This is a genomic window from Saccharopolyspora gloriosae (assembly GCF_014203325.1).
GTDB classification, from domain to species: Bacteria; Actinomycetota; Actinomycetes; order Mycobacteriales; family Pseudonocardiaceae; genus Saccharopolyspora_C; species Saccharopolyspora_C gloriosae.
The window spans coordinates 5,560,652-5,580,148 of sequence record NZ_JACHIV010000001.1 but is presented as its reverse complement, the minus strand read 5'-3'; the positions used below and the strand labels follow the sequence as shown (position 1 = coordinate 5,580,148).

At 72.4% G+C, this 19,497-nt stretch carries 17 protein-coding genes and 2 pseudogenes; 9 read left to right on the top strand and 10 right to left on the bottom strand.

Features of this window, described 5'->3' with window-relative positions:
- Nucleotides 1–30: 30 nt before the first annotated feature.
- The 6 genes from BJ969_RS24275 to BJ969_RS24255 form a co-directional block, all read right to left on the bottom strand.
- Nucleotides 31–306 carry a hypothetical protein gene (locus BJ969_RS24275; protein ID WP_246457091.1) on the bottom strand — a complete coding sequence of 92 codons (276 nt, stop codon included), beginning with the start codon at nt 304–306 and terminating at the stop codon, nt 31–33.
- Between the two features lie 247 nt (nt 307–553).
- Complete coding sequence (locus tag BJ969_RS24270) at nt 554–1,291, bottom strand: DUF3558 domain-containing protein (RefSeq protein WP_184482433.1); 738 nt, start codon at nt 1,289–1,291, stop codon at nt 554–556.
- Between the two features lie 62 nt (nt 1,292–1,353).
- Nucleotides 1,354–1,725, bottom strand: coding sequence for a DUF1707 domain-containing protein (locus BJ969_RS24265; protein WP_184482430.1), 372 nt, complete (start codon nt 1,723–1,725; stop codon nt 1,354–1,356).
- Between the two features lie 114 nt (nt 1,726–1,839).
- A complete protein-coding gene (locus BJ969_RS24260) occupies nt 1,840–3,177 on the bottom strand; it encodes a cation:dicarboxylate symporter family transporter (protein WP_184482427.1) in 1,338 nt (445 codons plus the stop codon).
- 145 nt (nt 3,178–3,322) lie between these two features.
- Nucleotides 3,323–3,400, bottom strand: a complete 78-nt coding sequence (locus BJ969_RS31065; RefSeq protein ID WP_425503615.1) for a putative leader peptide — start codon at nt 3,398–3,400, stop codon at nt 3,323–3,325.
- A 338-nt stretch (nt 3,401–3,738) separates the two neighbouring features.
- The gene (locus BJ969_RS24255; RefSeq protein ID WP_184482423.1) at nt 3,739–4,359 is read right to left on the bottom strand and encodes a Maf family nucleotide pyrophosphatase; all 621 of its coding nucleotides are present in this window, start codon (nt 4,357–4,359) and stop codon (nt 3,739–3,741) included.
- Nucleotides 4,360–4,747: 388 nt separating this feature from the next.
- Here BJ969_RS24255 and BJ969_RS24250 point away from each other — a divergent pair, with 388 nt between their 5' ends.
- A complete protein-coding gene (locus tag BJ969_RS24250) occupies nt 4,748–5,887 on the top strand; it encodes a S1 family peptidase (RefSeq protein ID WP_184482420.1) in 1,140 nt (379 codons plus the stop codon).
- Nucleotides 5,888–5,938: 51 nt separating this feature from the next.
- On the opposite strand, the gene BJ969_RS24245 is transcribed toward BJ969_RS24250, so the two are convergent.
- Complete coding sequence (locus BJ969_RS24245; RefSeq protein WP_246458441.1) at nt 5,939–7,867, bottom strand: Xaa-Pro dipeptidyl-peptidase; 1,929 nt, start codon at nt 7,865–7,867, stop codon at nt 5,939–5,941.
- A 357-nt stretch (nt 7,868–8,224) separates the two neighbouring features.
- On the opposite strand from BJ969_RS24245, the gene BJ969_RS24240 reads away from it, so the two are divergent.
- From BJ969_RS24240 to BJ969_RS24225, 4 genes are all read left to right on the top strand, one after another.
- The gene (locus BJ969_RS24240; protein ID WP_184482417.1) at nt 8,225–10,060 is read left to right on the top strand and encodes a glycoside hydrolase family 3 protein; all 1,836 of its coding nucleotides are present in this window, start codon (nt 8,225–8,227) and stop codon (nt 10,058–10,060) included.
- Between the two features lie 144 nt (nt 10,061–10,204).
- Complete coding sequence (locus tag BJ969_RS24235; protein ID WP_184482414.1) at nt 10,205–11,029, top strand: biotin--[acetyl-CoA-carboxylase] ligase; 825 nt, start codon at nt 10,205–10,207, stop codon at nt 11,027–11,029.
- A 174-nt stretch (nt 11,030–11,203) separates the two neighbouring features.
- On the top strand, nt 11,204–11,722 hold the full coding sequence (locus BJ969_RS24230) for a PH domain-containing protein (protein WP_184482411.1): 519 nt from the start codon (nt 11,204–11,206) through the stop codon (nt 11,720–11,722).
- Nucleotides 11,719–12,666, top strand: a complete 948-nt coding sequence (locus tag BJ969_RS24225) for a hydroxymethylglutaryl-CoA lyase (RefSeq protein ID WP_184482408.1) — start codon at nt 11,719–11,721, stop codon at nt 12,664–12,666. The genes BJ969_RS24230 and BJ969_RS24225 overlap by 4 nt, the downstream gene beginning before the upstream one ends.
- A 756-nt stretch (nt 12,667–13,422) precedes the next feature.
- Here the strand turns inward: BJ969_RS24225 and BJ969_RS24220 are convergent.
- On the bottom strand, nt 13,423–13,866 hold the full coding sequence (locus BJ969_RS24220) for a MaoC family dehydratase (protein ID WP_184482405.1): 444 nt from the start codon (nt 13,864–13,866) through the stop codon (nt 13,423–13,425).
- Between the two features lie 220 nt (nt 13,867–14,086).
- Here BJ969_RS24220 and BJ969_RS30915 point away from each other — a divergent pair, with 220 nt between their 5' ends.
- The gene (locus BJ969_RS30915) at nt 14,087–15,592 is read left to right on the top strand and encodes a glycohydrolase toxin TNT-related protein (RefSeq protein ID WP_184482402.1); all 1,506 of its coding nucleotides are present in this window, start codon (nt 14,087–14,089) and stop codon (nt 15,590–15,592) included.
- Nucleotides 15,589–15,840 (top strand): annotated as a pseudogene (locus tag BJ969_RS24210) (hypothetical protein); the annotation flags it as partial. The gene BJ969_RS30915 and the pseudogene BJ969_RS24210, both read left to right, overlap by 4 nt.
- A 143-nt stretch (nt 15,841–15,983) precedes the next feature.
- On the opposite strand, the gene hisN reads toward BJ969_RS24210, so the two are convergent.
- On the bottom strand, nt 15,984–16,760 hold the full coding sequence (gene hisN / locus BJ969_RS24205) for a histidinol-phosphatase (RefSeq protein ID WP_184482399.1): 777 nt from the start codon (nt 16,758–16,760) through the stop codon (nt 15,984–15,986).
- Between the two features lie 142 nt (nt 16,761–16,902).
- Here hisN and BJ969_RS24200 point away from each other — a divergent pair, with 142 nt between their 5' ends.
- A complete protein-coding gene (locus BJ969_RS24200; RefSeq protein ID WP_184482396.1) occupies nt 16,903–17,577 on the top strand; it encodes a response regulator in 675 nt (224 codons plus the stop codon).
- Between the two features lie 9 nt (nt 17,578–17,586).
- On the top strand, nt 17,587–18,861 hold the full coding sequence (locus BJ969_RS24195) for an ATP-binding protein (protein WP_184482393.1): 1,275 nt from the start codon (nt 17,587–17,589) through the stop codon (nt 18,859–18,861).
- A 125-nt stretch (nt 18,862–18,986) separates the two neighbouring features.
- Here BJ969_RS24195 and BJ969_RS24190 read toward each other — a convergent pair.
- Nucleotides 18,987–19,460: pseudogene (locus BJ969_RS24190) on the bottom strand (GtrA family protein); the annotation flags it as partial.
- Between the last annotated feature and the right edge of the window lie 37 nt (nt 19,461–19,497).

Here is a 19,497-nt window from a genome sequence, read left to right as displayed (position 1 = left end):
GGGTTCCGCCTCCCATCGCACCGGTCACGGTCAGCACCCTCCGCCGAGGCGCACCGCGTTGACGTCGTCGGTGTCCTGGTAGTGCTGGTTGGCCAGTTGCAGCGATTCCGCGGCCGACTGCAGCTGGTCGCGGTAGCCGCACAGCGCGGTCAGCGCGTCCTGGTCGCCGCCGACGGAGCGCTGGTTGAACTGCTCGGCCGCGGTGCTGCTGATCGGATCCCCGGCCCACGGCCGGATGCGCAGCTCGGTGATGGCGTGCTCGATCTCGACGCCCACCTGGTCCAGCGAGGACTGTAAGGCGCTCACGAGGCCCGGAATGGCGGTGGGCTCGACCCGCATCGATCCACCGGCGCCGGGTGGTCCCGATGGCGCGGTGTAATCCGGCGAGCCGTCCCCCGACGGCGAATACAGCGGCACGGGGTTTCCCTCCCACGGGTAAAACGTCCGCGCTCACTCTAATCACTATTCGTCACGGTGGGGAGTGCTCCAAACGCGGTGAGTATCAACGCCGATCGGCTGATCGGCGGCACGACGTTGGCGCTCGTGCGCGCGTTCAGTCCGTCGGTCGGGGGGTGACCAGTGGCTCCGAGGACTCGGAGGTCGTGGACTCCGCGGCGTCCTCGGAGGACGCCGACGTGTCCGAGGTCTCCGGCGCCGGGTCGGCCAGCGAGGTCACGGCGTCCTCGGCGACGCGCTGCGCCCCGGCGCACAGGGCGTCCAGCGGCGGGGCGGGTTGTCCGCCGTCGTCGCGGTAGAGCACGTCGAGGTGTTCGCCTTCGGCGACGTCCACGGCCACGTTGCAGGACAGGTCCAGGTCGGGCGTCTTGATCACGAGCGCCGGGAAGCCGTGGATCACGACGGGCGTGGCCTGCACCTGGGCGGTGTCGTCGGTCCACACGCTCATCGACTCGGTGGTGATCAGCGACAGCCGCGCCCCGACCTTCGCCGTGGTGTTGCGGAAGCTGCAGGTGGGGGCGTCGCCGAAACCGCCCTCGGTGTCGGCCAGCGGGTCCCGGTTGAACCCGAGCTGCCCGCGCTGGTCCTCGGTGAGCAGTTCGCACGGGTCCACATCGGTCATGGTCAGCTCGAACGGCCGGGGCGGCGGAGGCGGCGGCGTGCTCGAAGTGGGGATGGGCGGCGGAGGCGGGGCAGGGGCCGGTGTCTCCGCGGCGGGCTCGGACCGGAGGATTCCGCATCCGGAGAGGGCGAGCAGTCCTGCCGCGCACACTCCGCCCAGCCGCCCGGCCGACGTCCGGCCGCTCCGCGCTGTGGCGGTCCGCGAGCTTTGCATGAGCTTCACCGTAACGAAGGCGGCGTCGGTCTCGGGTGAACTCCGTCGCGCGCCGCGAGTCGTCATCGCCTGCGCAGCGCCCATGCGATGACGAACACCCCGAGGAACGCCAGCAGCCAGAGATCGCGGGTCACCGCGACGAGGACGAGCAGCAGCGCCGCGCCGCCCAGTCCGAGCAGGATCTCCGTGCGGGGACGTGGCCGCGCGGGAGCCTTGTCCGGGGACCAGGTTCCGGCGGGCGCCGCGCCGGCGGCGGGGAGGTCGGTGAACAGCGCTCGGAGATCGGCCTTGCTGCGGGCGGCGGCGGCTCGGGCGCAGCGCTCGTCGTATTCGACGAGGTCCAGCCTGCCGGAGCTGAGGTGGTCGCCGAGCAGCGTGATCGCTGTTTCCCGTTCGGCATCGCCGATCCGCAGGTTCTTGTCCCTCTCACGCACCTCGCCATCCTAGGCGCCGTCCCGCGGTGGATCCGCCGGTGCGGGAGCAGTTCTCCGGCGGCCGGACGCAGGACGGCGGTGCCCTCCGGCCGGGCGACCGGAGGGCACCTCGCCTCAGGCGGTGGCGGCGCGGTCCGACGCCAGCAGCGGAGGTGCGCTCGGCGCGTTGAGGACCTCGTCGTCGAGCAGGCCCTCGCCGCGGGCGACGACGGTGGGGACCACGATCTGGCCCGCCACGTTCGTCGCGGTCCGCGCCATGTCCATGATCGGGTCCACGGCGTAGGCCACGGCGATGCCGGTGGCCACGACCTCCGGCGGGAAGCCGAGCGCGCTCACGGTGAGGGTGAGCATGGTGAACCAGCCCGTGACCCCGGCGGTGGCGATGGAACCGAACACGGCGACCGCCACGATCGTCAGGTACTGCACCGGCCCCAGCTGGATGCCGAACAGGTTCGCGATGAAGATCGCGCCCACCGCCGGGTAGATCGCCGCGCACCCGTCCATCTTGGTCGTCGTCGCCAGCGGCACCGCGAAGTTCGCGTACGAGCTGCTGACCCCAAGGTTCTCCGCGGTCTGCCTGCTCAGCGGCAGGCTCGCGCTCGACGAGCGGGACACGAAGGCGAACTGCAGCACCGTCCACGCCTTCGCGAAGAACGTCGCCGGGCTCACCTTCGCCACGAACCGCAGCAGTACCGGGTAGACGACGAACAGCACCAGCGCGCAGCCCAGGTAGGTGGCGCCGATGAGCTTGAGCAGCGGCGCGAAGAACTCGTTGCCGTAGGTGGCCACGGCGTTGCCGATCAGGCCGAGGGTGCCCAGCGGAGCGAGCCGGATGATCCAGCCCAGCACGCGCTGGATGACCTCGAACGCCGAGCGGTTGAAGTCCACGAACGGCTTCGCCGTGTCGCCGAGGCTGTAGGCGGCGGCACCGATGATCAGCGCGACGAACACCACCTGCAGCGTCTCGCCCTCGGAGAAGGCGCTCACCAGGTTGCTCGGGATCAGTCCGTTGATCAGGTCGAGCCAGGAGCCCTGGGTCTTCTCGCCGATCGACTTCAGCCGCTCCGGGTCGGGTTCGAGCACCAGGCCCTGACCGGGCTGGATGATCCGCCCGACGGCGAGGCCGATGACCACGGCGATCAGCGAGGTGATCGCGAACCAGAGCGCGGTCTTGCCGCCGAGCCGGGCCGCGGTCCGCCCGCCGCCGACGGCGCGCAGGCTCGTGATGCCCACGACGATCGCCGTGAAGATCAGCGGCAGCACGGTGAAGGTGAGCAGGTTGGTGAACGTGGAGCCGATCGTGTCCAGTGTGGTGATCAGCCACTCGGCTCCGGTCGACTTCGCGATCCAGCCGAGCAGCGCACCGAGCACGAGGGAGGCGACGACGGCCACGGCGAAGTACTTCGGGTTGAACCGGAGTCGTCGCCGTTCCGGCGCAGGGGTGGTGGACACAGGGATCTCCTGAGGTTCGCGAGGCGACGCGTGGTGGCGCCGGGGGAGGGTGCGCTGGAGGCGGTGCCGCGGCGGAGCGCGCTGGGACTTCAGGCTGCGGCGACCGCGACGCGCGGCCGGTGGATCACCGGCCGGGGAGGTCCGGTCAGGGACAGACGCTGCTGGCCTGCCGTCGCAGATCGACGTGCAGGCGTGAAGTCAGATAACGCCGCTGAGCTCCCATCGCGAACAGTTGTAACCCGGTGCTCGGTCCAGACCATCCCGAATTAACCGAATTGTGTTCACGTTCACCAGCGGTTCCGTGCGGGGTGGACGCCCCGGCTCCGGCTCCCGGGCTCGTCGAGCGCGCCCCGCCCGAGCATTCGATCTTGGGCGGCTCGTCCGACACGCCCGCGGTCACGTTGTGGACCATTCCCGCGATTTCGCGAGAAATTGCACCACCTGAACGGGGTGAAACCCGCCTTCCGCGGCCCCGGCACCCGCGGTGAGCGGCTACGACGGTTGTCCACAGGGGTGTCCGACGCGCCGGGCGCGTTCAATTTCGCGAGAAATCGCGGGCGGTCAGTGCTGTTGGGGTGTCCAGAGGTCGGTGACGCTGATGCCGACTTGGGAGAGCAGGCCGCGGGTGAGGGGCAGGCTGATGCCGATCACGCTCGACGGGTCGCCGTCCACGCCCTCCACGAACCAGCCGCCGAGGCCGTCGAGGGTGAACCCGCCCGCGACGCGCAGCGGTTCCCCGGTGCCGACGTAGGCCTCCAGTTCGGCCTCGCTCGGCTCCGCGAAGCGGACCACGGTGACCTTGTGGTCGTGCGCGCGCGCCACCACTTCGCCGTCGCGCAACCGCACCACGGCGTGCCCGGTGAGCAGTTCCCCGGTGCCGCCGGCCATCGCCCGCCAGCGCTTCGCCGCGATCTCCGGCTCGCCCGGTTTGCCGACGACCTCGCCGTGGATGGACAGCATCGAGTCGCAACCGACGACGACGGCGTCCCCGTCCACGTCGGGCAGCACCGCTTCGGCCTTGGCCAGCGCCAGCGCGGTGACCAGCTCGCCCGGCGCGGGGGCGGTCAGCGCGGCGGCGACGGCGTCCTCGTCCACCCCGGACACGCGCACCACGGGGTCGATGCCGGCGGCGCGCAGCACGGCGAGGCGGGCGGGGGACGCGGAAGCGAGCACAAAACGCACGGGCCGACTGTAGTCGGCGCCGACCGCGGCGATCCCGGGTGCCGCGCTCGCCTCCCCGTGCCGTCGCCGACCGCCGAGCACAAGCCTGTGCGGTGCGGTTTCGTGCGTTCCCAGTGAACGGCATAGCTCTAATGGCGGTGCCTGGTTCAGGCGGAAGATTCCTAATGTCCTTCTTGCGGACACCGGCGGCGCTCACCGGTCCGCGAACGACCAGCTCGGTTCCACGTGGATCAACTTCCTTCCGGAACCCGGCCCGCCCCAACGGCCGGTCAGCACTTCCCCCCACATCGCGGACGTCCGTCCGCGTTCCCGCGCGCTCGAACGCCGATCACGTCCGAGCACGCGGGCCGGCTCCACCCGTCATCGCGGATATCGAGGGAGACCAACGATGAGTCGCAAGCGAACCCTTCGGCTGACAGGTGCGGCGCTGCTCGCCGCGGGCACCGTGACCGCGTGGGCGATGCCCGCCGTCGCCGCGCCCCCACCGCAATCCCCCGAACTGATCACGGCCATGCAGCGCGACTTCGGCCTGACCGCGCAGCAGGCGCAGACCCGGCTGGCCCAGGAGGACGCGGCGCGGGACATCGACCAGCAGGTCCGCGGCTCGCTGGGCGCGGCGTTCGGCGGCGCGCACTTCGACGCCGAACTCGGCAAGCTCGTCGTCGGCGTCACCGACGCCGCGAAGCTCGCCGAAGTGCGCTCCACCGGAGCGCAAGCCCGGGTCGTGGCGCACAGCAGCGGCGAACTCGACGCCGTCAAAGCGGAGCTCGACAGCGCGGAGAGCACCGCGCCCGCGTCGGTCACCGGCTGGTACGTCGACGAGATCGCCAACACCGTCGTCGTCAACGTCCGCGAAGGCGCCAGGGACGCGGCCACCGAGACCTACCTCGCCGACGTCGCCGCCGACGCCCCGATCCGGGTCGACGAGGTCGCCGAAGCGCCGCGCACCCTCTACGACCTGGTCGGCGGCCAGGCGTTCTACATGGGCGGCGGTCGCTGCTCGGTCGGGTTCCCCGTCCGGACCTCCAGCGGCGGCTTCGGCATGGTCACCGCCGGGCACTGCGGCACCCCGGGGACCTCGGCCTCCGGATACAACCAGGCCGCGCTCGGCTCCTTCCAGGGCTCCTCGTTCCCCGGCAACGACTACGCGTGGGTGTCGGCGAACAGCAGCTGGACGGCCCGGCCGTGGGTCGACATGTACAACGGCAGCGCGCGGGTCGTCACCGGGCACGGCACGGCGCCCGCGGGCTCGTCGATCTGCCGCTCCGGGTCGACCACCGGGTGGCACTGCGGTTCCGTGCAGGCGCTGAACCAGACGGTGCGCTACGCGGAAGGCGCGGTCAGCGGGCTCACCCAGACCAACGTGTGCGCCGAACCGGGTGACTCCGGAGGCTCGTTCATCAGCGGCAACCAGGCCCAGGGCATGACCTCGGGCGGCTCCGGGAACTGCTCGTCGGGCGGCACCACGTACTTCCAGCCGGTCGGCGAAGCGCTCAGCGCCTACGGCTTGTCCCTGGTCACGGGCTGATCCTGCGGTAGCGGGCCTGCCCGGCGGGGTGCCGGGCAGGCCTCGCGCCGCTCAGCCGGTGAAGGAGCCGCCGTTGAGGTGGATCTCGGGGCGGGCCGGTGCGCGTTCCGGCCGGACCGCGGCGGTGCCGGTCGCGGGGGCGTCGAGCCCGGCCTTCACCGCGGCACCGGATCCGCCGACGATCGGCAGCGACACCGCGGTGCCCGCCAGGTCGAGGTCGACCCGGCCGGGTTCGTCCGGAGCGGTGATGAACGCGCCGTCGGTACCGGCGATGATCAGCCCGAGCCGGTGCCCGGCGGGGATCACGTGATCGGCGGTGGACAGGCGGAACGTCATCTCGTGCGGGTCGCCGGGCGTCAGCGGGGACTCCTGCTCCAGCGACTCGTGGTTGGCCAGGTCGGCCCAGCCGCGCGAGACGATCCGGTAGTCCACGTCGGCCGTGGTGGCCTCGGTGTCGCGGTAGCAGGCGTCGTCGCCGTCGCGGCTCTCGCCCCAGCACGACTCGGTCTCCAGCGTGCGGATGCCCTCGCCGTCGCCCAGGTGGTCGCGGGTGGTGGCGGGGCCGTAGTCGACGAGCACCGCCGACAGGTGCGCGCTGGAGGTGGACGGGCTCGCGGTCACCGAGATCGACCCGGTGCCCGCCAGCCGCAGGTCCTCCTGCAGCGGGGCGCTGGTGAACAGCGAGCGCGCCGGGGACGCCTGGTCGGGCTGCTGCGCCCAGGCGTACTCGTCCTGCCGCGGGTCGTCGGTGAACGAGGCGCGCGCGTCGGCGGGAGCGGGGGCGCTGGTGAGCCCGCCGAGCCCGTCGGTCTCGCCGGGAACGGGGTGCAGCGCGGTCGGAGCCGCGGTCTCGCCGGACCAGGAGGGCTCGTCGGACCACTCGTCCGGGGCTCGTTCGACGCTGGCGGCGGGCTCGGCGTCGATGCCGTTGTCCATGCCGAGCAGCGCGTGGTCGAACCAGCGGTGCAGCGTGTCCACCCACTCGGCGCGGCGGAAGTCGAAGGGGTCGACGTGGCCGGTCTGGCTCAGCCACACCTTGCGCGGCACGTCGTGGGCGGCCAGCGCGTCCCACCACTGCCCGAACTGGATGGTCTTGACGTTGAGGTCGTTGAGGCCGTGCACCGCGAACACGCTCGCGGTCACGTTCGCCGCGTCGGGCACGTGGTCGCGCTCGGTCCACAGCGGGGTGACGTCGCCGTTGGCCGGGGCGCCTTCGTCGAGCCGTTGCTTGACGGCGGCGCACTCCGGCCTGCCACCGTCCTCGACGGTCTCGGCCAGCCCGCTCGGGTCGGCGCCGAAGGAGACGCCGTCGGAGCGGTAGTAGTCGTACCAGGAGCTGATCGCCCCGATCGGCACGATGGTGCGCAGGCCTTCCACGCCGGTCGCGGCGACGCCGTTGGCGATCGTGCCGTCGTAGGACTTGCCGATCATGCCGACGTCGCCGGTCGACCAGCCGGCGCCGACCTCGGCTCCGCCGGTGGCGGCGTCGTAGCCCTTCGCGCGGCCGTTCAACCAGTCGATCACGGCTTTCGCCGAGGTCACGTCGGAGGCGCCGCCGACGTCGGCGCAGCCCTGCGCGCGGTTCGTGCCCGCCAGGTCCACGAGCACCGTCGAGTAGCCGCGCGGCACGAAGTAGTTGTCGTAGAACAGCGGGAAGCCGACCGGGCGGCCCTCGTCGTCGTAGGTCTTGAGCTCGTTCTCGTTGCCGCGTCCGCAGCACGAGTAGTAGGGGCTCGCGTCCATGATCACCGGAGTGGGCGCGTCGGTCCGCGGCCGGGCGATGTCGGCGGCGACCCGGTCGGTCGTCCCGTCGCCGTCGCCGTCCAGCCCGGTGTCGACCCACACCGTTTCGCGCACGGGTTCGTCGGCGAAGACGGGCTGGCTGCGCGGTTCGGGTGCCGGTCGCGCGGCGTCGGCCGGTGCTCCTGGCGCGGCGAGGGCGGGTGTCGCGGTCAGCGCCAGCAGCGCGCCGCAGAGCAGGAGCGCCGGTGCTCGGCGCGGGGAAGCGAATGTCGGCACGGCCACCTCCGATGATCTTCACGGCAGCTTAGGTGCCGAGATCATGTCCAGACCACTGCCGAAAGTGTGGCCGCGGGAGTGAACGGACCGTTCGTCCCATGGGATTGGGCAAACGGGCCGTTGACTCAGTTCGGGTTGGGAGTGAACGGACCGTTGGTCCCATCCCGTTGGGCGAACGGTCCGTTCACTCCGGCCCGAAATCGGTCCAGAGCGGGCTCCGTTTGGAGGTAGGAGGCGTGAGAGCGCTCCCATAGGTTGGCCGGAGCGCGGGCTTCATCGCCGAACGCGCGCTCGGAACGCTCTCAAGGAGGAGAACGGATGCGGGGCAACCGCTTGCGGAGATCGTCGCTGGCCACCGCCGGACTGGCGACGATCGCACTGCTCACCACCGGCCTGGCGCCGGCGATGGCCGACCCGATCGACTACCGCGACCCCACCGCGCCCATCCCGGAACGGGTCGACGACCTGATGTCGCGGATGTCCCTGGACGACAAGCTCGGCCAGATGGTGCAGGTCGAACGGGTCGCGGCACCTCCGGAGGAGGCCGCGAAGCACCGGGTGGGCTCGGTGCTCAGCGGCGGCGGGTCCGCTCCGGAACCGAACACGCCGGAGGCGTGGGCGGACATGTACGACGCCTACCAGCGCGCCGCCCTGGACACGCCGCTCGGCATCCCGCTGATCTACGGCGTGGACGCGGTGCACGGGCACAACAACGTGCAGGGCGCCACGATCTACCCGCACAACATCGGCCTCGGCGCCGCGGGAGACCCCGACCTGGTGCAGCGCATCAGCGCCGCCACCGCCGAAGAGGTCGCCGCCACCGGCATCGACTGGGACTTCGCCCCGTGCCTGTGCGTGGCGCGCGACGACCGCTGGGGACGCACCTACGAATCCTTCGGCGAGACGCCGGAGCAGGTCACGGCCATGGCGAGCGCGGTCACCGGCCTGCAGGGCGAGCAGCTGGGCGGTTCGCCCACATCGGTGCTGGCCACCGCCAAGCACTACATCGGCGACGGCGGCACCACCGGCGGCGACGACCAGGGCAACGCGGAGCTCAGCGAGCAGGAGCTGCGCGACGTGCACCTGCCGCCGTTCCAGGCCGCGATCGACCGCGGCGTCGGCTCGGTGATGGTGTCCTACAGCAGCTGGAACGACGTGAAGCTGCACGCCAACCGCTACCTGGTCACCGACGTGCTCAAGGACGAGCTCGGCTTCGACGGCCTGGTCGTGTCCGACTACGACGCGATCGACAAGATCGACGGCCAGGAGGAGGAGTTCACCCGCGACGAGGTGCGGGACTCCGTCAACGCCGGGCTCGACATGATCATGATGTCGGAGAACCACGAGCTGTTCCTGGAGTACCTGCGCGCGGAGGTCGACTCCGGCCAGGTCCCGATGGAGCGCATCGACGACGCGAACCGCCGGGTGCTCACCAAGAAGTTCGAGCTGGGCCTGTTCGAGAACCCCTTCGCGCAGCGCGACCTGCTGCCGTCGGTCGGTTCGGCCGAGCACCGCGAGCTGGCCCGCGAGGCGGTCCGCGAATCGCAGGTGCTGCTCAAGAACGACGGCGTGCTCCCGCTGTCCAAGGACGGCGGGAAGCTGTTCGTGGCGGGCAAGAACGCCGACGACATCGGCAACCAGACCGGTGGCTGGACCATCACCTGGCAGGGCTCCAGCGGGGACATCACCGAGGGCACCACGATCCTCGACGGCATCCGGCAGGCCGCTCCGGACACCGAGGTGACCTACTCGCGCGACGGCGAAGGCATCGACGACAGCTACGGCGCCGCGGTCGTGGTCGTCGGCGAGACCCCCTACGCCGAGTACGAAGGCGACCGGCCCGAGGACCTCAAGCTCGACGACGAGGACCTCGCCACCATCGCGAAGCTGCGCGAATCCGGGGTGCCGGTGGTCGTGGTGACCGTGTCCGGGCGTCCGCTGGACATCGGCGGTGAGGTCGAGGGCTGGAACGCGCTGCTCGCGTCGTGGCTGCCCGGCACCGAAGGCCAGGGCGTGGCCGACGTGCTGTTCGGGGACCACGCCCCGAGCGGGAAGCTGCCGATGACCTGGATGGGCTCGTTCGACCAGCAGCCCATCAACGCGGGCGACGGCCAGCAGCCGCTGTTCCCGCTCGGCTTCGGCCTGACCTACTGATCGACGCCCGCACCCGCTGGTCAGGAGCGGGGGCGAGGTGGGCACGGCCGCGGCGCGCACTCGGCGCCGCGGCCGTGCCGCGTTCGGGGGGCGGTGGCCCAGGTCGGTGGCGGGCCGGGCGGTGAGCGCTCGTAACCTGGGGGAATGGTTGCTCTGCTCGACGTGACGGACCTGCGCAGGCGGTTGGTGGACGAGGGTCCGTACTCGGCGCTCGACGTGGTCACCGTGACCGGGTCGACGAACACGGACCTGGTCGCCGCCGTCGGCGAGGGCGCGGCCGACCGCACGGTGCTGTTCGCCGAGGAGCAGCAGGCCGGTCGCGGCCGGTTGCAGCGCTCGTGGATCTCGCCGCGCGGCTACGGCCTGCACGTCAGCGTGGTGCTGCGCCCGGAGGCGGTGCCGCAGAGCGCGCTCGCGTGGCTGCCGCTGATCGCCGGTGTCGCGCTCGCCGAGACGGTGCGGGACATGTTCGGGGTGTCCGCGACGTTGAAGTGGCCCAACGACCTGCTGCTCGGCGACGGGGACGGCTGGCGCAAAGCCGCAGGCATCCTCGCCGAAGCGGTCAGCACCGCCGAAGGCCTCGGAATCGTGCTCGGCATGGGCGTCAACGTCCACCACGGCGCCGACGACCTGCCGAAGGGAGCGGGCGGGCTGCCCGCGACCTCGCTCGCCGAGCAAGGGGTCGCCGTGGACCGCCAGGAGTTCGCGGTCCGCCTGCTCACCGCGCTCGCCGCCGCCGACGACCTGTGGCGCGCGGCGGACGGGGACGTGGTGGCGAGCGGCCTGCTGGACCGCTACCAGCGGTTGTGCGGCACGCTCGGGCAGCGGATCCGGGTGGAGCTCGGCGGGAACGACCTGCTCGGCACGGCCACCGACATCGACGTGGGCGGACGCCTGGTGGTGCGCGGAGTCGACGGCGCCAGCACCCCCGTCTCGGCGGGCGACGTCGTCCACCTCCGCCCGAGCTGACGCCCGGCACGTCCTCGACCCGTTCGTCCTGCTCAGCGGCAGGGTCGCCGAGCAGCGACCGCGCACCCGGACCGCCGCCCGGGTTCCGCCGCTCGACCCGCTGCGCAGCGCGTCCCGCGACGCATCCCGGGCGGGTAGCGTGATCGACGGTGGTGATTGAGGGAGGGATCTCCGGTGGCATATCCGGACGGCTTGCTGAGTGAAGACGAGTACGTGGTGGTGCACACGCACCCGCACTGGAAGATGCTCGTCGTCCCGGTGGTGCTGTTCTTGATCGTGGTCGGCGGGGGTTCCTACCTCGCGGCGCTGGCCGCCGAGCTGCCCTGGAACGTGCCGCTGTGGATCGCCCTCGGCGCGGTCGGCGGGGTGCTGATCATCTGGTGGACGCTGGCGCCGCTGGTCCGCTGGCGCACGACCCACTTCGTGGTCACCTCGCGGCGGTTGATGGTGCGCGAAGGCGTGTTCACCCGCACCGGTGTGGACATCCCGATGTGGCGCATCAACAGCGTCCGGTTCAGCCACGGCATCGTGGACCGCCTCTTCGGCTGCGGCACGCTGATCGTCGAGTCGGCGTCCGACGAGCCGCTGGAGTTCGACGACATCCCCAAGGTGGAGCGGGTGCACACGCTGCTCTACCGCGAGGTCAACGACGAGTCCGAGCAGGACGACCAGGAGAGGTGGGAACGCCGATGAGCACCCTGGACCTGGGCTTGCCCGCACGGGTGCCGTCGCCGGAGCCGGCCGGGCTGCCGGACGCGGTGACGATCTGGGAGGTCGGTCCGCGCGACGGGCTGCAGAACGAGCAGGGCGTCGTCCCGGTCGAGGTGAAGCTCGAATTCCTGCACCGGCTCGGCGCCGCGGGGCTGAGCATCGTGGAGACCACCAGCTTCGTGCGCCCGGAGTGGGTGCCGCAGCTCGCCGACGCCGCCGAAGTGCTCGCCGGGCTGGAGGAGCGGGACGGGGTGCGGTACCCGGTCCTGGTGCCCAACGCCCGCGGCCTCGACCGGGCGCTGGAGGCGGGGGTGCGCGACATCGCGATCTTCGCCGCCGCCACCGAGTCCTTCACCCGGCGCAACCTGAACCGGGGCTTGGACGAGCAGTTCGCGATGTTCGAGCCGGTGGTGCACCGCGCGGTCGGCGAGGGGATCGCGGTGCGCGGGTACCTGTCGATGGTGTTCGGCGACCCGTGGGAAGGGCCGGTGCCGGTCGAGCAGGTCGTGTCGGCCGGTCGGCGGCTGCTGGAGATGGGCTGCGCGCAGCTCTCGCTCGGCGACACCATCGGCGTCGCCACCCCGGGCCAGGTGGAGTCGGTGCTGCGGGCGTTCACCGCGGCGGGCGTGCCGGTCTCGCAGCTGGCGGTGCACTTCCACGACACCTACGGCCAAGCGCTGGCGAACACCTACGCCGCACTCAGCCAAGGAGTGACCACCGTGGACTCCTCGGCGGGCGGCCTCGGCGGCTGCCCCTACGCGAAGTCCGCCACCGGCAACCTGGCCACCGAAGACCTGATCTGGATGCTCGACGGCCTGGGCATCCACCACGGCGTAGACCTCCGGGCCTTGGCGGCCACCAGCACCTGGCTGGCCGAACACCTCGGGCGCCCCAGCCCCTCCCGAGTGGTCAAAGCCCTCACCTGAAGAACCCCGCCCCGCGCTTTTGCGGCCCTAGTCGGGTTCGGCTTGACGTGGGGGTTTTAGAGCCTTCCCCGGCTGGGCGTGTGGTTTCGGTGGTGCGTGGAATGTCGGGTTTACTGATTGCTTCCACGGCTGGTGTTGCTGGGGTGTCCGGGTAGCGGAACCTCAGTCGGTCTCTCGCTGCGGGATCTTTTTCCCGAGTGGCTCCGCCACGAGGGAAAAAGCTGTCCTCGCGAGAGACCGACTGAGAACCCGCGGGTGGTCACCTTGCTTGCGTGGGCTATTCGCTGCGCGAATACGGGCACGGCTTCGCCGCGAGGCAGGCTGGCTTCGCCGCCCACGGCACGGCCTTCGGCCGCGAGGCAGGCTGGCTTCGCCGCCCACGGCACGGCCTTCGGCCGCGAGGCAGGCTGGCTTCGCCGCCCACGGCACGGCCTTCGGCCGCGAGGCAGGCTGGCTTCGCCGCCCACGGCACGGCCTTCGGCCGCGAGGCAGGCTGGCTTCGCCGCCCACGGCACGGCCTTCGGCCGCGAGGCAGGCTGGCTTCGCCGCCCACGGCACGGCCTTCGGCCGCGAGGCAGGCTGGCTTCGCCGCCCACGGCACGGCCTTCGGCCGCGAGGCAGGCTGGCTTCGCCGCCCACGGCACGGCCTTCGGCCGCGAGGCAGGCTGGCTTCGCCGCCCACGGCACGGCCTTCGGCCGCCAGGCAGACTTCGCTTCGCTCGTCCACTGCACGGCTTCGCCGCCCAAGGCGCGGGCTTACGCGCGGGTGCCGAACATTCCGAGGAACGTGAAGCGCATGACGCGTTCTTCGTCGCGGTCGGCTGTTCCGGTGATCTCCACCAGGCCCAGGCCGGGTTTGCTCTTCGACAGCCGTGCGCTGTTGACGGTCATGCCGAACCGCAGTTCGTCGTCGGGGAACACGGGAGCGGACCAGGTCAGCTCGTTGCCGCCGGGTGATCCTTGCGAGGTGGAGTCGGCCAGCACGTGGTCGACGTAGGCCCGCATCCACAGCGAGGACGTGTACCAGCCGGAGGCGCACAGGCCGCCGAGCACGGAGCGCTTGCCCGCTTCTTCGTCCAAGTGGAACGGCTGCGGGTCGAAGCGCCGGGCGAACTCCACCATCTCGTCCCGGTCGATCCGCACCGTGCCCAGGTCGAAGACCCGGCCGGGCGTGAGGTCGTCGTACGCGATCGCCACCATGCCCCGGATCATCGCAGCCCCGGCTGCGCCGGGTGGCGGACGGTGCCGTGGTCCGGCTCGGGGCGGAGTGGATCGACGTGGAACCATCTACGCGCGGCGTGCGTCCCACGGGTTGCCCGGTCCCACGTGCTCGGCGCGGCACGTGCGGGCGCGCTCCGGCGGTGCTCGACCGAAGCGGTGCCCAGCGGCGCCGAAGGCGTGTGCGGAGAGGGGAGTGGCCGTGGTCAACGACGAGCCGGCAGGTCGTGCCGACGAGGACGTGGCGTCGGGCACGACCGGTGCGGACGTGGATTCGGCGCCGTCGCGGGGGATCGGCGGCGCGGACGGGTCGTGGCGCGGCGACGGCGAGCACACGGGTCCGGTGTCGGTGCAGGTGCGCGGTTCCGGCGCGCCGCACGCCGGGTGGGGGCCGGGGGACGTCGACCCGGCTTCGGTGACCGCACCGCATCCGGTGCGCCAGGCGTGGTCGTCGGCGGCGCAGAGCGGACCGGCGCAGGCGGGCGGGTTCGCCGGTGCGCCGGGACGGTCGCCGCGCGGAGCGGGCGGGCCAGTACCGCGGTCGGCACCGGCGCAGTCCGGACGGCCGCCCGGTCAGCAGGGCGGCGCTCCGCAGCAGGTTCCGCAGCGCGGTCCGGGGCACGCGGGCCCGGCGACGCCGAACCAGGCCGGTCGGCAGGGTCGCGCGGCGCACCCGAACCGGCCGGACCAGCCCGGTCGCCCGGGGCCGCAGGGCCAGGTGGCGCGGCCCGACCAGCGCGGGCCCGCGCCCGGTCCGGGTGGGCCGCGGCCCGGTCACCAGCACTTCGGGCAGCGGCCGGGCGGGCCCGCGGAGCAGCACGCCGACGTTCGCCCTCGCCAGGGGGACCGCAAGGAGACCGTGGCGTTCATGCTGCACCAGTTCCCGATCGGCTATCTCCCGGTCGCCGCGGCCAGCGCCAGCCGCGAGCTGCCGATTCCGGACGCGGCCGTGGATCCGCTGGCCGGACGCAGGTTCCCGCCCCGGGACCATCCCCGTGCGGACCTCGTCGATGATCGCGACGCCCTCGCCAGGGTGCGCTCCGGCGAGGTCCCGGTCCCCGAGGACGAACCGGTCGGAGCGGAGCGCCCCGGCGACTTCACCGCGGGCCACGATCCGCTGGCCGAGCTCGGCGAGCTCGAATGGGAACGCCGGTACACCGGCCCCGCCGGGCATCGCTGGCCCGCGTCGGAGTCGGTGCCGGAGGGCTGCGCGGAGCAGGCGGAGCCGATCGTGCTGGCTCCGGACACGGTGCTCGACGCGCTGGGTTCGGGCACCGGCCGGGTCGCGGCGCCGGACGGCACCGCGTTCACCCGGCGCAGCCTGCCGCCGGAGTACCTGGAGCTGCCGTACCGCCGGTACCGGGTGCTGCGGCCGCTGCCGGTGTGGCGGGCGGTGTCGGCGGCGTGGTTCGGCGGGGCCGGTGGCGGCGTGCGGTACCGGTTGACGCATTCGCTGGCGGAGCTGGTGGCGCTGGGCCACCTCGCGGAGCTGACGGCGGCGCGGCTCGCGGCGGAAGCGGGCACGTTGCGGCTCGACCGCGACGTCATCGACGCGGCGGACCGCGGCGAGGAGCCCGCGGCGCCGGATCGCGGCGAACCCGCGGCGGCGGAGCGCGGCGCACCGCCGGAGCGCCCGACCCGACCGATGTCGGACCGCGCCGCGCCGCGCGGGGACAGGCACGAGGCCACGGAGGAGATCGCGCAGTGAACACCGAATCGATGCTCGGCTGGCTGACGGCCATGGGCGTCCCGGCGGAGCTCGTGTCGCTCGGCACCGAGGCCGATCACACCTGGTGCCTGCTGCGCGAGGAGATCGACGGCGTGCCCGGCTGGGAGGTGTTCTGGCGCGAGCAGGGCAACCGCTACGACTGGGCGCGGTTCGGCAGCGAGCAGGTCGCCTGCTTCTACCTGTTCGGTCGCCTCACCTGGACCCAGGCGCTGCGCGGCGTCATCGGCCCGACCGATCCCGACCACTCCGCGACCCGGCCGCCCGCGGGCACCGCGCCCCGGGAACCGGCGACACCTCCGCACGGCACCCCGGCCCCCTGACTCCGGAGCGAGCCCGGCGGTGGCGCGCCACCGCCCGCAGCGCGAACCGGTCAGCGCCGCAGCAGTTCCAGCGCGGTGCCGTGCAGGTGGGTGTTGCTGCTCAGGGCCGAGCCGCCCTGGAAGCCGACCTGGCCGCTCAGGTCGGTGAACGTGCCGCCCGCTTCCTGCACGATGATCTGCACCGGGGCCACGTCCCACGGGTTCACGATCGCCTCGGCCGCGATGTCGATGGCGCCTTCGGCCACCAGGCAGTGCTGCCAGAAGTCGCCGAAGGCCCGGTTCTCCCAGCACGCGTCGACCAGCCGCAGGTAGGACTCGCGGGAGTGGTGCTCCACCCAGCTGCCCAGGTGCGTGGTGGAGGCGTAGGCGTCGGAGATCTCCCGCACGCCGGACACCGAGATCCGCTCGGCGGCCTCCCTCGTCCCGGTCCACGCGCCTCGCCCGGCGGCCGCCCACCAGCGCTTGCCCAGCGCGGGAGCGCTGATCACCCCGGCGGTCGGCGTCCCGTCCTGCACGAGCGCGATCAGGGTGGCCCAGGCGGGCACGCCGCGCAGGAAGTTCTTCGTGCCGTCGATCGGGTCGAGCACCCAGGTCCGCGCCGCGGAGATGTCCCCGCCGCGCTCCTCCCCGGCGACCCGGTCGTCGGGGCGCTGCTCGGCGAGCACCGCGCGCACGGCGTCCTCGACGGCGAGGTCGGCGTCGGTGACGGGCGTCCGGTCGGGTTTGCGGTCCACGGTGAGATCGCGGGCGCGGAACCGGTCCGAGGTGATCGCGTCAGCGGTGTCCGCGAGCCGCAGCGCCAGTTCCAGATCATCGACGTTGGTCACCCGCCGAACCCTACTGAGCCGCCGCGCCGCGCTCCGCTCGGCGGGTCGCCACGCCCGCTGCGGTGCGGTTACCAGACCGCGCGGGCACCACTAACCGCCTAGGAGCCCAACCTGATCATGACCGACCTCTAGGGTGGGGTGCGTGAGCGTAGTGCTGCTGGCCGAGGACGACCCAGCCATTGCTGTGCCGTTGTCGAGGGCATTGCAGCGGGAGGGCTATTCGGTGCAGGTCATCGAGGACGGCCCTTCGGCGCTGCAGGAGGCGTCCTCCGGCGGGATCGACCTGATGGTGCTCGACCTCGGCCTGCCGGAGATGGACGGGCTGGAGGTCTGCCGCAGGCTGCGCGCGCAGGGCCGGGGGCTGCCGGTGCTGATGCTGACCGCGCGCACCGACGAGGTCGACTTCGTCGTGGGGCTCGACGCGGGCGCCGACGACTACGTGGCGAAACCGTTCCGGCTGGCCGAGCTGATGGCCCGCATCCGGGCCCTGCTGCGCCGCGGGTCTCCGGAGACGCTGGAGGCCTCCGGGGTGCGGCTGGAGCTCACGGCGCGCCGGGTGCTCGTCGACGAGCAGGAGGTCGGCCTCGCGAACAAGGAGTTCGAGCTGCTGCGGGTGCTGATGCAGCACGCGGGCCAGGTCGTGACCCGCGAGGAGATCCTCGACGAGGTGTGGCCGGAAGCCAGCCGCAAGGGCAGCAAAACGCTGGACATGCACATCTCGTGGCTGCGCCGGAAGCTCGGCGACGGCAACGGGAGGGCCGACGAGCAGCGGATCGCCACCGTGCGCGGTGTCGGGTTCCGCTTCAACGCGGACTGACGGACCCCCGTGTACCGGCGGATCCTGATCGCGACGCTGCTGGCGGTGGCGGTGACGGCGGTCGTGCTGGGCCTGCCGCTGGGCGTGACCGCGCTGAAGCTGGTGGAGGACTTCACCCGCGCCGACCTGTCCACCCGTTCCCAGCAGATCGCGACCTCCCTCGACGAGCAGGTCGCCTCCCGGCATCCGATCGACGTGGAATCGGTGCTGCTGGCCGTGCCGCGGGACGCGCGGCTGATGGTGCGCACCAAGGACCACGAGTACGTCTACGGCTCCGATCCGGGCACGTCGCCGCTGACGGAGAGCGTGCCGATGGTGCAGAGCGGCACCGTCACGCTGTCCGCGCCGAGCGCACCGGTGCGGACCCAGCAGTTCCAGGTGGCCGGGCTCGTGCTGCTGCTCGTGGTGCTCTCCGCGGGCACCGGCATGGTCGTCGCGGGCCTGACGGCGCGGCGGCTGGCGGACCCGCTGCGGCACGTGGCGGCGCGCGCGGCGCGGCTCGGCGCGGGCGACTTCCGGGCGGACCCGAAGCGCCACGAGGTGCCGGAGCTGGACCGGGTGGCCGACGCGCTGGACGCGTCCGGGGCGGCGCTGTCGCAGCTGGTGCAGCGGGAGCGGGAACTCGTCGGCGACGTGTCGCACCAGCTGCGCAGCAGGCTCACCGCGTTGCAGCTGCGGCTGGAGGCGTTGGCGACCGCGCCCGATCCGGAGGTGTCCGAGGAGGCCGCGGCGGCGCTGGAGCAGGCGGAGCGGCTGTCCAACGTGCTCGACGACCTGCTGGCGGCGGCGACGGCCGCGCGGGCCAGGGACGCGGAACCGCTCGACGTGTCGGAGGCGTTGACGGAGGCCGCTGCCGAGTGGCGCGAGCCGCTGCGCTCGCAGGGCCGCGCGCTGCGCCAGCGGGTGCCGGAAGGGCTGCTGGCCAGGGCGACGCCGGGGCGGTTGCGCGAGGCCATCGGCGTGCTGCTGGACAACGCCGTGCGCCACGGCAAGGGAACGGTGACGCTCACCGCGCGCAACGGCGGCGGGACCGTCGTGGTGGAGGTCGGTGACGCCGGGCCGGGCGTGCCGGACCAGCTGGTGCCCTACGTGTTCGAGCGCGGTTTCTCCGCGGGCGGTTCCACCGGGGTCGGCCTGGCGTTGGCGCGGGCGCTGGTGGAGGCCGACGGCGGCCGGTTGGAGTTGAGCAAGGCCCGCCCCGCGCTGTTCGAGATCTTCTTGCCGGTGGCCAGGGCCGATGACGTGCTCGGCGTGCCGTGGAAGATCGAGTCCAGGCCCCGCTGAGCCTTCCGGTCGGACTCGGCGGCCGGTGCCGCGTCCCCGGCATCGGTGTTCGCCGACCCCTCCGCGCCGCCGGAACCGGTGCGGTCCCCGCCGGTCGGGTTCACGTCGTCCGGGTCCTCGTCGGCGGGGAACACCCACCTCCGGAACGCCCACCAGCGGAACACCATGCCCAGGATCAGGCCCACGACCTGCGCGGCCGTGAAGTCGGCGATCTCCTCGACGAACCTGCTCGTGTAGGGCGTCTGCAGGTGCAGCGCGTACCGGGAGAACCACAGCGGCGCGGCGTAGAGCGCCACCCCGATACCGCTGAACAGGAAGTACAGCGCGGCCTCGTGGTGGCGTTCGCGCCCGCCGCGGGTGCGGAACGACCACTCCCGGTTCAGCACGTACGACACGATCGTGGCCACCAGCACGGCGATGACCTTCGCGGTGACCGGTTTCGGCACCAGGATCGTCAGCTTCAGCGCGTAGAAGATCGCCGAGTCGATGAAGAACGTGCTCGCCCCGACGATCGCGAACTTGACCAGTTCGCGGTGCCGCACCGCACGATCCCGCAGCGGGCGCGGAACACGGGCCAGTACGGCTTCCACGACAGACATCTCCGCGATTTTAACCGGCGTCTGTTCTCGTGTTCGG